This is a genomic window from Streptomyces sp. NPDC048420 (assembly GCF_040651535.1).
Taxonomy (GTDB): domain Bacteria; phylum Actinomycetota; class Actinomycetes; order Streptomycetales; family Streptomycetaceae; genus Streptomyces.
Window position 1 is genome coordinate 250858 of the sequence record NZ_JBEZKG010000004.1, and the last position, 12312, is coordinate 263169.

The following is a 12312-nucleotide window of genomic DNA, read 5'->3' on the forward strand; positions in this document are numbered from 1 at the left end:
GCCCCTGACGGGTGGGTTGAGAGGAACACGGGCGGGGCTCGTCGGCTGACGAGAGCCCCGCCCTGTTCGTACCTGCGCCCATGACCCAACCCCGTCGCTTTTCGCTCACCTCCGAGCATTCGATTGACTATTCACCTCTAGTTGGGATTGCCGTGCGGCCTGATTCGTGCTTTCTTTCAATCCGCCTCTCGATCCACTGAAGAAAGGCAACGACATGCCTGTCCTGCTTGATGAGCTCGACCTCTCGGCCGATGCCGTTGCTCAGAAGGCCGTCGACCCGAAGTTCTTCTCCTCGAAGCTCACCGGCAACGGCAAGAAGATCGGCTTGCTCAACGAGTCCTTGCTGCCGATCAACACAGCCACCAACACCGCCTACGCCGTGGCCACCGACATCGAGGTCAAGCAGAGCTCGACACAGCACGACATCACCACGACGTCGATCCCACTCGCGCCGATCACGCGCCGTGCCCTGAACGCCGGCGGGTCATTCACCCTGCCGAGTCCACACCCCGACGACCGCTTCGCTGTCGACGCCTCGTCCAGTCGATTCGACGACTGGGACATCGTCTTCGACATGACCCCGCAGGCCCTCGTGTTCTACGAGGACAAGTCCGGCGGCAAGACCACACGCGACCTCGTCATCCAGTACCGGATGGAGCTGTACTTCTTCAAGAAGGGGCTGCCCGAACCGGAGTGCGCGACCACCGTCTCGCGCTCGGTCGGCTACGGCAATCACGACGCCGCCGTCTTCCTGCAGTGGGACACCAGCCCGCTGGAGAATGCCCGTGACTACGTCCAGGACGTGCTCACATCCGTCGGTCTGGCGGCCTCCAACCTCGACGATGAGTTCGATGAGTGGATGCGCAAGTACTCGATCTACGAGCGCATCACGCGCCTGGCCCAGATCTGGGACTCCGAGGCGATTGCCGACGAGGTCTGCCGCTACATCCGGGACATGCCCGCGGGCCCGACGGAACAGCAGCTGAACATGCTCGCCGTCCAGCTGCGCTACCTGGAGAACTACAACGTTCCGCTGGAGGCCTACCGCCAGATCCACAAGCAGGTGGATGCGGCCTTCTCCGACCAGATCGCCACGAAGCTGTCGAAGCAGAACCTCAGCCTGCTGATGAACCACACGCTCGACCATCTGGAGCAGATGAAGCCTCAGCTGATCGTGCCTGCCCAGCCGGCCACGCCTCCGAATTTGCCGCCCCACCTGTCAAAGCAGCAGCTCGACGCGCTCACCACACACGAGCCGTTGGTGATGACGCAGGCCGGAGCCGGCACCGGCAAGTCGACCGTGATCCTCGAACGGATCAAGTACCTCGAAGCATGCGGTGTCCCCGCCTCGGACATCACGGTGCTCTCGTTCACCAACGCCGCTGCCGACAACATCACGGAGAAGAACCCGGACGTCGGCTCGATGACGATCGCCAAGATGATCATCGACATCTACTCGATGAACCACCCGAGGCACAAGGTCTCGGCGATCGACACGATCATCAACTCGATCGACATCTTCTACCCGAACAGCCAGTTCGCGGCGACGTTCCGCCACCGCCTGCTGGAGGTTGACCAGAACAGGACCGGCGCGTTCACGGCCCTGAACACCTTCGTTGAGAGCCACTTCGACGAAGTGATCGCCCTGCTCGACCGCATCGAACAGACGTCGCTGGAGCTGCAGATCATCATCTGCTACCAGAAGATCGACGACATGGTCGAGCCGGCCCACGTGCAGTCGAAGTACCTCATCATCGACGAGGTGCAGGACAACAGCGTGTTCGAGTTCATCTACGTGCTGAAGTACATCACCAAGCATGCTCAGTCCCTGTTCATCGTCGGCGATGCGTCCCAGACCCTGTACGAGTTCCGCTCAGCGAACCCGCGCGCGCTCAACACGCTGGAGGGCTCGGGGGTCTTCGCGACCTTCAAGCTCACGACGAACTACCGGAGCAACCAGGAGATCCTGGACTTCGCGAACGTCGTGCTCGGCGGACTGGAGACCAACCAGTTCGCCAACATCCAGCTGCAGGCGAACTCGCTCGCAATGCCCACGGCCGACTCGTTCCAGGAGAAGGTCATCCTGGAGTACCGCGAGGTAGCCAGACTCACCGGGTTCGTTACCCAGGACCTGCCGGCGATCGTGCGCAACACGGTCATCCCTGACTACGTGGACAAGTGCCTGGACCGGGGCGAGCAGGTGGCCTTCCTGGCCTACTCGCGCCGCGAGGTGTCCTTGATCCACGGTGTGCTCGAGCAGCGCTACCCGGACCGCCGCGTCGCCTCTCTGGTCAGCGATCGGGTCTACGCCACGGACATCTTCTCGAAGTACATCAAGTGCTTCTGGAACGACGTCCTGCAGGCACCGCCGGCCAACGCTGCCTTCGTGGTCTCCCAGGGGATCAAGGCCAACATGGACAAGCTGACGAAGAACGCTGCCAACGCCAACGTGGAGAAGGCGATTCTGCGCACGATCTCCGAGTGGTGGATCGACAACAGTGCGGCCATAAACGGCTGGGTCGCGCTTTGCCACCAGGGCACGCTCACGCACGAGGCGTTCTTCGACCGGCTGCGCGACAACCTGCTCTCCTTCGAGATTCAGCGGAACCAGCAGAAGCTGAACATCAACAAGCAGAAGAACCAGGAGCGCAAGCGGAAGAACCTCGAGTCCAAGGCCGACTTGGTCGTTTCGACGATCCACGGTGCCAAGGGTCTCGAATTCGACAACGCTGTCGTCCTCTACAGGGAGGACACGAAGATGACCCAAGACGCCAAGCGGATGTTCTACGTCGCCTTCACCCGTGCCATGAAGAGCCAGTACGTACTCGGCTACGGCACCGTGAAGAACCCGCCGATCCAAAGCAGTTATGAGCAGATCGTGACGGCTCTGACCGAGCGCGACAAGAGGAGCGCCGCTCGCACCCTCGGCATCGATCCGGATCTCCTGGACGACAACGACAACGACAGCGCTGCTCCCGGCAGCGCCGACGACCGCTCCGCGGTCACCGCGGCCGTCTGACCAACCGCCGCCACCACCCCATGCCGTAGGGGCGGCTGTCTCGCTCGTCGAGAACACCCGCCCCTACGGTCTTCCACACTTCACACTCCTGAATGACGCAGCCCGAAGGGGCACGCCATGACCACGCGTGGCGCACAAGGCGACGACTTTGACGAGTTCGCCGGTTTCACGACCACTGCGAGTCGCCCGAGCAGCGGCTGCGCTGGCTGCGTTAGCCGTCCGGCATGACGGCCAGAAGCCGCCGTGCCCAACAGATGGCAGCGCTCCAGCCCGAGAAATCCTGACACCCCTTGTGACGGAGAGGAAGCGGACATGAAGCAGACGGCCGACAGCCCCTGCGCGCCCGTGTCGTTCACGCCCTCACTGCGTGCGGAGCGGTACGACGAGCTAGTCAAGTACGACGACGCGGGGGCGGCCAAGCCGCCGCTGCGGACGTACGAGAAGGTGTGGCAGGGGCAGTGCGGCCCGGACTTCACCATCGAGGACGGCGAGGGCAACCACCGCGTCCGGCCCCGTCCGCCTGCGTATCCGCTGGTTCCAGGACGGCGCTGTCGCGCCCCGCTGGAACAGCATCGAGGTGACGGGCCACGTGATCCTGCCAGACGAGAGCCTGGACCGTCGCCCCGTCCGGGAAATCTGGACCCACTACCACGCCGAGCTGGGCCAGGTACCCGACTGGTTCCTCCAGTTCGTCAGCGCCAACCCCGCGGTGCCGCAGACCGTCCCGGAGAGCTGACGCACAACCCGCCCCCGCCGCTAACGACGTCCGTCTCACCAGCACGGTGACGCTGGAAGGCGTCGATGCGGGCACGGCCTGCGCCGTCGCGAACGCGCGCGACGGCTACAGCATGAGACAGGCTCTGGAGGAGGTCCTGCGCGACGCCGTCACCGACGTCCGCCGTACTGCCGTCCGCCTGAGCGCCCGTGTGGAGCAGACCGACCGCGCGCACAGCGCGCAGCAGCTTCACCACCCCGACAGAGCACGAAAGTTGGTCCCCGCGAGCAGCACCTGGCCGCGCTTGTCCCAACGCTCCGCATGTCGACACCGTCACCCTCACCAAGCCCGCGCTCACTGAGAACGAGGGCGTCTACCGGCCGACCGGCGGCGTGCTTCCGATCCGCTGAGTGTCGCTGCCCCGCCGCCTTCTCCACCCACATACTCCCGCGAAAGCGAGAAGTCTTCATGCCCGCATCCACGATCGTCGCCTCCGGCGGGGAGTTCCGCCTCTACGGGGACTCCGTGCAGACCTTCGCTGATCTGCCCGTGGCCACCTACACGCTCGCCTTCTCTCAGATGACCGGCTACAGCCTGCGCCAGACGGAGCCGCTGGCATCCGCCGAGGAGACCGTCTACGGCAGCCACGCCTCTCGGGTGCAGCGGATCGTCACCGGCTACTCGGCCATGGACCGCTCGCTCGGCGTCATCCTCTCCGGCGACAAGGGCATGGGTAAGAGCCTCATGCTCCGCCTGCTCGCCGAGCGGATGCGCGAGGAGCACAAGCTGCCCACCGTGCTCGTGCAGCACGACACGCCAGGGCTGGCCGCCTTCCTCGACGAGCTGGGTGAAGTCGTCGTCGTCTTCGACGAGTTCGAGAAGATCTTCTCCAACGAGGACGACGAGTCGCAGAACCAGTTCCTGAGCCTGTTCGACGGGCTGAGCACGACGAAGCGCCTCTACGTTCTGTCGGTCAACGAGCTGCAGCGCGTCAACGACTACATGCTCAACCGCCCCGGACGCTTCCACTACCACATGCGCTTCGCCTACCCCGAGCCCGAGACGGTTGCCACCTACCTGCGCGACCAGGTGCCCGGAGTGGCCGAGAAGCAGGTAGCCGAGATCGTCGACTTCTCCCGGAAGTACGACATCAACTTCGACCACCTGCGCGCGATCGCCTTCGAGCTGCGCCTGGGCGAGTCGTTCGCTGAGGTGATCGGGGACCTGAACATCAAGCGCAGCGAGAACGCAAGCTCGCGGGTCGAGGCTCACATCGTCTGGGATGACGGCAACACCGACGTCTTCGACGGTCGTGTCGATCTGTTCGACAGCGACAGCTTGCAGACCATCAACGACTGGGACGCCGCTACCGGGCTGCAGTTCCGCATGCGCGACGCCGTCCCGTCCGAGGACGGCTACCTGCTCCTGGCGGGTGCCTTCACCCTCACCGACCTCCGCGACGAGGACGACAAGTCGCCCGACGACAAGAAGGACTTGAGCGCCGCCTCGGTGACCCTGCGCCGTCCCCCGAAGTACTCCATCGACTTCTGAGGACGTCCCATCCGAACCGCTGAGGAGCCACTCCGGTCCCCTCGGCAGTTCGCTGTCCGGTACGCCTCCCAATGCAGAAAGCAACCTTCGACCATGCCCGAGTGTCGCATCGTCTCCCAGCTCGACATGAGTGCAGAACACCGTAAGCCCCACGAGGAGATCACCCGGGCCCTGAAGAGAGCAGCTCTCGCAGGCATTCCGCTGATCGATCCCGATGGTTTCGAGGACGGCACCACACCGTTCTGTGACTCGGAGAATTTCAACACCACCGTCCAGCTGGTCGCGATGGCCCTGCGTGAATCCGGACTCGTCCCTGGGCTGGACACCTCCGTCCTCGCCAACGAGAACGACGAGCCCTACGTCATGGTCGAGGTCCACGGTGGAGCCCGCAGCGTGTACCTCTCGCGGGGCCCTGAAGTCCGGCGGCTCACCGACGACTGCGAAGCAGCCGGCTGGGCCGGCGTCCTGGCCGTAGCCCGTGAGCTGATCTCCTTCAGCAACGACCTGCACTGAGCGCCATGCTGCCTGCCCCGACTGTGGTGCTCGCCTGCCTGGCCGTTGCCGCGCTCGGCATCCTGTGCCTCGCCGCCGGCGTTGGCCGTAAGCGGCGCTGGCGTGATCCCACCCGGCTCTTCAGCTGGCCCCAGAAGCAGCAACTCATCCGCCAGGCCAACGGCCGGTGCGAGCACAAACCGCCCCTCTGGTTCCGGTGCCCGGCACCGGGAACCGAGGCCGATCACATACACCCCTGGAGCCGCGGCGGGGCGACTGAGTTGTGGAACGGCCAACTGCTCTGCCGCCAGCACAACCGGCGGAAGTCCAACCGCGTGCCGAGCCCCCTCTACCGCTGGCGTCTCGCGCGCCGGCGCAAGAAGTACTGACCACCCCGACACACATCAGGAGCAACTCATGGCCTGGATCATCTGCCCGAACTGCGACGCGAAGCACGACACTTCCGGTCGCTACACCTCCCCGGGAGGCACCAGGTGAGCCGCGCGGAAACCTCACGTCGAGGCAGTCGCCCCGGTCGGGCGGGCATCAGAGACGTGGCGGCCACCGCCGGGGTCTCCATCACGACCGTCTCCGACGCCCTGAACGGCAAGGGCAGGCTCCCGGACGCCACCCGCCGCCATGTCAGGGAGGTCGCCGACCGACTGGGCTACCGGCCCTCGGCCGCGGCCCGAACACTCCGTACCGGCAAGTCGGGACTCATCGGCCTGACCGTGACGACCTATGGGGATGAACCTTTCACCTTCACCGAGTTCGCGTACTTCGCCGAGATGGCCCGCGCCGCCACCTCGGCCGCGCTCGCCCGCGGCTACGCCCTGGTGATCCTCCCCGCGACCTCGCGCCACGACGTCTGGTCCAATGTCGCCCTCGACGGCACGGTCGTCATCGATCCGTCGGACCAGGACCCGGTCGTCAGCGAACTGGTCAGACAGGGGCTGCCGGTGGTCTCCGACGGCCGTCCGGCCGGCTCGCTCCCGGTCACCGCCTGGGTGGACAACGACCACGAGGCCGCCGTGCTCGGCATCCTCGACCATCTGGCCGACGCGGGCGCCCGCCGGATCGGCCTGCTGACGGGCACCACGACGGACACGTACACCCATCTGTCGACCACCGCGTATCTGCACTGGTGCGAGCGCGTCGGCCAGGACCCGGTGTACGAGGCCTACCCGGCGCACGACCCGTGCGCGGGCGCCGTAGCCGCCGACCGGTTGCTCGCCCGCCCCGACCGGCCCGACGCGGTCTTCGGGCTGTTCGACCCGAACGGCACCGACCTGCTCGCCGCCGCCCGGCGCTACGGTCTGCGCGTACCGGACGACCTGCTTCTGGTGTGCTGCAGCGAGTCCCCGGTGTACGCCGGCACCGAGCCGCCCATCACCACGCTCTCCCTGAAGCCGCGCCGGATCGGCACGGCGGTGGTCCAGCTCCTCATTGACGCCATCGAGGGGCTGGAGTCGGAGCAGACGGTCGAGCAGGTGATACCGACGGAGCTGATCGTGCGTACCTCGTCCCAGCGACGTCCGTCGCGCATGACAGTAAGCCAGCCGCGGTCGCCGGAGGAGGGGTAGGGCACGGCGGTCACCGACGGGCCCAAGGCCCGCGCGAGCGGTGGTGCGCGGGCGGTCGCCGGATGGTCCCTCAGCGACGGCCTCGACGGCTCAGCCAGCACGAAGGCCTTCTTCCAGGAGGGCATCAGCGACGCCGTGAGCCGAGCCGCCAACGACGTGGGCGATCTCGCGCCCGAGAACGAGCAGGTACGTGACGCGGTCAACGTCATCGACAGCGCCGCGCTGCACTACCTCGAGAACCCCGGCGCGACCCTGCGCCAGTCGATCGAGGCCAGCTGCGACCAAGACGTCGATGACGTCCTCGGCTGGATCCAGGACTGATCCGACCCGCAGCTTCCCCCACCACCGAAGGAGTAGATCATCATGGGCGCGAGCATGCTCACCGCCACCATCGCTTTCCCTGCCGAAAGCGCCGAGCTGCCGAACTTCGACCGAGGCCGTCAGCTGCTCGAAGAGATCACAGAAGCCTCGCTCTTCACCTTCGACGAGCCTGAGGCTGAACTGGAGGAGCTGCTGCCGGACCTGGACGACGAGTCCAACCTCGTCGACGAGAACGGCGAAGTGCTCATCGAGTACGCCCGGCGTGCCGGTCTCGTCATCATCAACAACCTCGAAAAGGCCCTCGACTCCCGTGAGACGACATTCCTCACGGTCGCCGACTACAGGCTCTATATCTCCGGCGGGCCCTCCAACGGCGACAACCCCACGAACGCGACCCAAGCGATCTGGGACGCCTACAAGCTGCCCGAGAGCGTGCTCCTCGCCATGGAGTTCATCCCTGACTACGAGCAGCCGCTCTCCCGCGCGAACAGCCGCGGGGCCAGCACGCCCCTCACTGACACCGACGTGGTCGACGCGATCGCGCTCGGTCTGGGCACCTAGCCGGAGTGGCGCGGCACGGACACCCTCAAGTGGATCGCCGAGGCCATCGGCAAGGTGCGTGACGAACCCGGCAACGCTGAGCCCGTCGAGTACCTCAAGCGCTGGTCAGAGCGGTACGGCTTCGACCCGCTGTCGAGCAAGTTCCTCTCGGCGTACATCGCCGAGGAGATCGGCAAGGCCGGCGAAGAGGAGAGCGAGGACTGACAGCGCTCGCACGACCCATAACCTGCAGCACTTGGTCAACCAGCTCAACCACCACCTCGAAGAGGCCGGATACGAGACCCCCCAGGCCGCCGTTGGAGGAGTTCGGCTACCTGAAGCGGACCAGGGAGCCCACCGACAAGGGCACCTTCCGGCACGAGCAGGTGGTGTGGGATGACCCGGAGCTTCAGGGCGAGCCACCAGCGCCCGAAAATCCGGCGCCGGAGAATCCGCCGGAATCGGGGCCACCAGGGACGGGAAATCCGGCGCCGGTATGCCAGTGACAACCGCCCCTGCAGGAGACGCATGTCCGCGCCCATGACCACTCTCCACGTGACCCCGGACGACCTGTATGCCGCAGCTGTGGAACTGGAGCAGACCGGCCCCGTCGAATGGGTCGACCAAGGCGGCGAAACAGGCGTACTGATCCCGCCCGCCACCAACTACGACTGACTTCACAACGCACCCGCGACCGACACGGGATGCGGCACCCCAGGTTGACGACGCCAACGTGTGCGGCTGGTTCTTGCGGGAGGGCTGCTCCCAATGGCTGTCCGAGACGGATTTCGACTGATCGCCCGCTGTCGACCACCACGCCCGCCTGCCGCACGCCCCTACTGGAAGGACCCTGTGATGACGCTCCCCACCCCCGGCCGGTTGCGCACGCTCATACATGACGCGCTCACCACAGCGCTGACCCGCGACGCCGCCACACTGCCGGCCTCCATGCTCTACACGCCCGGCTGCCGCCCCGCGCTGTTCATCGACAGCAGCGTGGTCCGCGGCGGTCCCGGAGTCGGCAAGACGTTGTGGGCCCGGGTCCTGACCGACCCTGACCTCCGCGCGGCAGCCGCCCATGACTTGAAGATGCCGCGGCTGGAGGATACCCGAGTGATCTCCGCCCCTGGAGCCACAGGAGACAGCGACGGCTATCCGGCCGCGCCGGAGCTGGAGGCACTGCTCGGCGAAGGAATCCGCCCCGTGACGGTGTGGACCGCTGTCGCCCTGACCGCCCTGGGCGTCTGCGACCTCACACACCTGCCCAGCTGGCGCGACCGCGCGCAGTGGCTGCTGCGTAACCCCGACGCCCTGCGCCAGGCCGTGACCGACCTGAACTCGCAGGGCCGCACTCATCTGGTTGTCTTCGACAGCCTGGACCGGCTCCACCCCGATCAGCGCACTACGGATCGCCTCGCCTCCGGAGTCCTCCAGCTCGCTGCCGACCTGGCCCGCCTCGGGCCGCGCGTGAGGGCGAAGGTCTTCCTCCGCCCCGACACCCTCGACGCGGCCCTGTGGGCGCTCACGTCTGAGGCCCGACGTGCTCTGCGTACGGCCGACTTGAACTGGAGCACGCCGGACCACTGGGGCCAGGTGACCGGAACGCACCTCTATGGGCTGCTCTTCCAGCTCCTGGCGAACCACCCCAGTGAGGGTGCCGCCGCCTTCCGTTCTCTGACCCCGGGCTGGAGGCTCACCCCCGACGGTCGCTTCAGCGCCCCCGAGCAACTGACCTCCGATCCCGCCGCGCAGGAACGCCTCTTCACCGTGATCGCGGACCCGTACATGCGCGCGACCGCCCGCAGGGGCTCCACGTACCGGTTCATGCTCACGTATCTCCAGGACGGCGTCGGCGGACTCAGCCCGCGCCCGTTCCTCATCGCACTGAGGCAGGCCGTGCGCCACGCCCTGGACGATCACCCCGACCACCCGCGCGCCCTTCACCACCGGGACATCCGCCGGGGCGTGCCGGAGGGAGCGCGTGCGCGCGCCGCAGAGGTCGAGCAGGCCATGCCGTGGGTGCAGGCGGCACTCGCTCCGCTGGCCGGGCAGCAGCTGCCGATCGACTCCGACCAGCTCATCGCCCAGTGGGACCACGCGTGCCTGCCAGACCGTCTTCGCCGTCTCGGCTCCCGCGCGGCGGACCCGTACCCCAGCGGCATGCGGCACCTGGCCCGCTACCACGACCTCCTCGAAGAGCTCACTGCCGCTGGCGTCGTGCACCCCAGGACCGATGGGTCCTGGGACATGCCCGAGCCATTCCGCATCGCGTACGGCCTGGGACGCCGAGGAGGCGTGAAACCGGCCTCGGCCCCTGTCTAGCCCCGGCTGAGGCGCGCCCGGACTCCGGCCACGCACCGGCACCCGCACCCGCCATCGCGCTGCCCCGCCGCCGGATACCGACTAGTGGGGTGCGCTTCCCGTCGGCTGCGACGAGTGGTCGCACAGCGTGAGCGCAGGCGCTGGTTGGCTCGATTCCTGAAGCCGAAGGCGTTGCGCGCTTCGAACCTCGCATCACCCGCGCCCTCAAGGCCCTCGCCGAGGCGGGCAAGCCCGTGACGCTCGGCACCTCGCGGTGGGAGCTGGAAGGGCCGCCGACGTTCGAGCGGCAGCCGCGCACGGTCGACGACCCCGGCACCTCGGTCAACGACCACGGAGTGGACGAGGTGCTGTGGTGAGCGAGGTCCCCGACTACGCCCGCGGCCCCGGCCCCCAGCGGCCCCGCCGCCCGCAGAGCACCACTTCGGCTGGCCGGGCACCGTGCCCGTGGGCCGAGTGCAGGTGCACGCATGAGCCTCCGTGCGTGGCGGGCTGGATCGACACCGACGAGCAGGAGCCCGAGCGGGGCGCCGACGGCCGACCCCGTACCCGGGACAGCCAATCCGTCACCCACCAGACGACGCGCCCGTGTCCCAACTGCCGCCCCGAGGCGGCCCAAGCCCTGGCCGACCTGATGCTCACGCGCGGCCGGCAATTCTCGAAGATCCATAAGCGCAAGGAGCGCTGACATGTCCTCAGCTCAACCCACCGAGACGCGCCCCCTGACCTGGCGCGAGGAACTGACCCACGACCTGGCCGACGCCACAGAGAAGACACGGGCCGCCTGGCTGTCGCAGCGCACCGTCGTCGCCACCTACCTGCGCGCCGTCGTCCCCCACCTGGAGGCGGCGTTCCACCGGGGCAGGATCGGCCACCTGCGCGACCGGGGGATGCTCCCGCCCTCGTTGACGCATCCGCTCACCGGCCGTGAGAAGCAGGTCATCGTCCGCGTGGCGCGCGGCATGTCCAACGCGAAGGTCGGCGCGGACCTGTTCCTCGCCGAGGACACGATCAAGACCCACCTGCAGCGCATCTACAAGAAGACCGGCGCGCACGACCGGGCCCACGCTGTCACCCTCCTGTTGATCCGGGGTGACATCACGGCGGCCGACGTTCTGGAGCCCCTGGAGGACGACCGTTGACACCCCTCTCCCGCACCGGGTGTCCGGTCCACCTCGTCGAAATCCGGCGGCGCGGCGACGAGTACCCAGCCGCTGAGCTGGCGGGCATGGTGCGGCCGCTGCCAGTTCCACCCTGCCACGGTGAACGCCGGACTCCCGGACGGCTCTCATCCCATCGAGGCGACCACGCTCACCGACAGCGCGGAGGTACAGGTCCTCTCACGGGGCCACGGGTACGAGTCCGAGATGCCGGTCAACACTCCCGCGGAGGAAGTGGCCAACGCCGTCCTTGCCACGCTCCCGGCGCAGAAGAAGCCCAGCGCGCTGGTCAGCTGCCCCCTGTACGACAAAGCCGGGGTCTCCGCTCAACGGAGGCCCCGGCTCCGTCATGCCGTTGTGCCCGCAGCCATATCCGCAACATCACCCCCGTACGTCAGAGAAAGCGCAGTACACCTGCCATGACCAAACCGACCAACCCCTGCTCCCAGGCCTACCAGACGCAGCACTTTTCCCTACTGGAGTCCACGCGCCTCAGCAGCCGCGTCTTCGGCTTCCTGGTGCGCGGCTTCCGCGCGCTCGGCCGTCCGCGACGGCGGAGCAGCCGCCCGACGACCGAGGCGGTGCAGTCATGAGCCGCCGTCCTGTCCAGGA

The 12312-nt window shown here is 67.2% G+C and carries 16 protein-coding genes; all 16 read left to right on the top strand.

Going from position 1 to position 12312, the window contains the following annotated elements:
• The first annotated feature begins 214 nt into the window (after positions 1-214).
• The 16 genes from AB0D34_RS08610 to AB0D34_RS08685 all read left to right on the top strand — a co-directional run bounded on the left by AB0D34_RS08610 (position 215) and on the right by AB0D34_RS08685 (position 12293).
• Positions 215-3019, top strand: coding sequence for an ATP-dependent helicase (locus AB0D34_RS08610; RefSeq protein ID WP_362658505.1), 2805 nt, complete (start codon positions 215-217; stop codon positions 3017-3019).
• Positions 3020-3608: 589 nt separating this feature from the next.
• Positions 3609-3755 (top strand): hypothetical protein, encoded by a 147-nt coding sequence (locus tag AB0D34_RS08615; protein WP_356597956.1) that lies wholly within the window; start codon positions 3609-3611, stop codon positions 3753-3755.
• Positions 3756-4202: 447 nt separating this feature from the next.
• Positions 4203-5285, top strand: a complete 1083-nt coding sequence (locus tag AB0D34_RS08620) for an AAA family ATPase (protein WP_362658508.1) — start codon at positions 4203-4205, stop codon at positions 5283-5285.
• A 93-nt stretch (positions 5286-5378) separates the two neighbouring features.
• Positions 5379-5798: a hypothetical protein gene (locus AB0D34_RS08625; RefSeq protein WP_362658511.1), complete on the top strand. Its 420-nt coding sequence runs from the start codon at positions 5379-5381 to the stop codon at positions 5796-5798.
• A gap of 5 nt (positions 5799-5803) precedes the next feature.
• Entirely contained in the window at positions 5804-6166 is a 363-nt protein-coding gene (locus AB0D34_RS08630) for an HNH endonuclease (protein WP_362658514.1), read from the top strand.
• 105 nt (positions 6167-6271) lie between these two features.
• Entirely contained in the window at positions 6272-7360 is a 1089-nt protein-coding gene (locus AB0D34_RS08635) for a LacI family DNA-binding transcriptional regulator (RefSeq protein ID WP_362658516.1), read from the top strand.
• A gap of 135 nt (positions 7361-7495) precedes the next feature.
• Positions 7496-7681 carry a hypothetical protein gene (locus tag AB0D34_RS08640; RefSeq protein WP_362658518.1) on the top strand — a complete coding sequence of 62 codons (186 nt, stop codon included), beginning with the start codon at positions 7496-7498 and terminating at the stop codon, positions 7679-7681.
• Between the two features lie 42 nt (positions 7682-7723).
• On the top strand, positions 7724-8242 hold the full coding sequence (locus AB0D34_RS08645; RefSeq protein ID WP_362658521.1) for a hypothetical protein: 519 nt from the start codon (positions 7724-7726) through the stop codon (positions 8240-8242).
• Positions 8243-8296: 54 nt separating this feature from the next.
• Positions 8297-8446: a hypothetical protein gene (locus tag AB0D34_RS08650; RefSeq protein ID WP_362658524.1), complete on the top strand. Its 150-nt coding sequence runs from the start codon at positions 8297-8299 to the stop codon at positions 8444-8446.
• A 315-nt stretch (positions 8447-8761) separates the two neighbouring features.
• A complete protein-coding gene (locus tag AB0D34_RS08655) occupies positions 8762-8896 on the top strand; it encodes a hypothetical protein (protein WP_362658526.1) in 135 nt (44 codons plus the stop codon).
• Positions 8897-9076: 180 nt separating this feature from the next.
• Positions 9077-10543: a hypothetical protein gene (locus AB0D34_RS08660; RefSeq protein ID WP_362658529.1), complete on the top strand. Its 1467-nt coding sequence runs from the start codon at positions 9077-9079 to the stop codon at positions 10541-10543.
• A 233-nt stretch (positions 10544-10776) separates the two neighbouring features.
• Positions 10777-10899 carry a hypothetical protein gene (locus tag AB0D34_RS08665; protein WP_362658532.1) on the top strand — a complete coding sequence of 41 codons (123 nt, stop codon included), beginning with the start codon at positions 10777-10779 and terminating at the stop codon, positions 10897-10899.
• 125 nt (positions 10900-11024) lie between these two features.
• Positions 11025-11228, top strand: a complete 204-nt coding sequence (locus AB0D34_RS08670) for a hypothetical protein (protein ID WP_362658535.1) — start codon at positions 11025-11027, stop codon at positions 11226-11228.
• Position 11229: 1 nt separating this feature from the next.
• Positions 11230-11682, top strand: coding sequence for a helix-turn-helix transcriptional regulator (locus tag AB0D34_RS08675; protein WP_362658538.1), 453 nt, complete (start codon positions 11230-11232; stop codon positions 11680-11682).
• Between the two features lie 120 nt (positions 11683-11802).
• A complete protein-coding gene (locus AB0D34_RS08680; protein ID WP_362658541.1) occupies positions 11803-12123 on the top strand; it encodes a hypothetical protein in 321 nt (106 codons plus the stop codon).
• Positions 12120-12293, top strand: a complete 174-nt coding sequence (locus AB0D34_RS08685; protein ID WP_362658544.1) for a hypothetical protein — start codon at positions 12120-12122, stop codon at positions 12291-12293. Before AB0D34_RS08680 ends, AB0D34_RS08685 begins: the two co-directional genes overlap by 4 nt.
• The last annotated feature ends 19 nt before the right edge of the window (positions 12294-12312 follow it).

Bases quoted from the DNA above. Each gene is read 5' to 3' on its own strand.
- AB0D34_RS08610 (WP_362658505.1), top strand. From the start codon at position 215: ATGCCTGTCCTGCTTGATGAGCTCGACCTCTCGGCCGATGCCGTTGCT.
- AB0D34_RS08620 (WP_362658508.1), top strand. From the start codon at position 4,203: ATGCCCGCATCCACGATCGTCGCCTCCGGCGGGGAGTTCCGCCTCTAC.
- AB0D34_RS08625 (WP_362658511.1), top strand. From the start codon at position 5,379: ATGCCCGAGTGTCGCATCGTCTCCCAGCTCGACATGAGTGCAGAACAC.
- AB0D34_RS08630 (WP_362658514.1), top strand. From the start codon at position 5,804: ATGCTGCCTGCCCCGACTGTGGTGCTCGCCTGCCTGGCCGTTGCCGCG.
- AB0D34_RS08645 (WP_362658521.1), top strand. From the start codon at position 7,724: ATGGGCGCGAGCATGCTCACCGCCACCATCGCTTTCCCTGCCGAAAGC.
- AB0D34_RS08655 (WP_362658526.1), top strand. From the start codon at position 8,762: ATGACCACTCTCCACGTGACCCCGGACGACCTGTATGCCGCAGCTGTG.
- AB0D34_RS08660 (WP_362658529.1), top strand. From the start codon at position 9,077: ATGACGCTCCCCACCCCCGGCCGGTTGCGCACGCTCATACATGACGCG.
- AB0D34_RS08675 (WP_362658538.1), top strand. From the start codon at position 11,230: ATGTCCTCAGCTCAACCCACCGAGACGCGCCCCCTGACCTGGCGCGAG.
- AB0D34_RS08685 (WP_362658544.1), top strand. From the start codon at position 12,120: ATGACCAAACCGACCAACCCCTGCTCCCAGGCCTACCAGACGCAGCAC.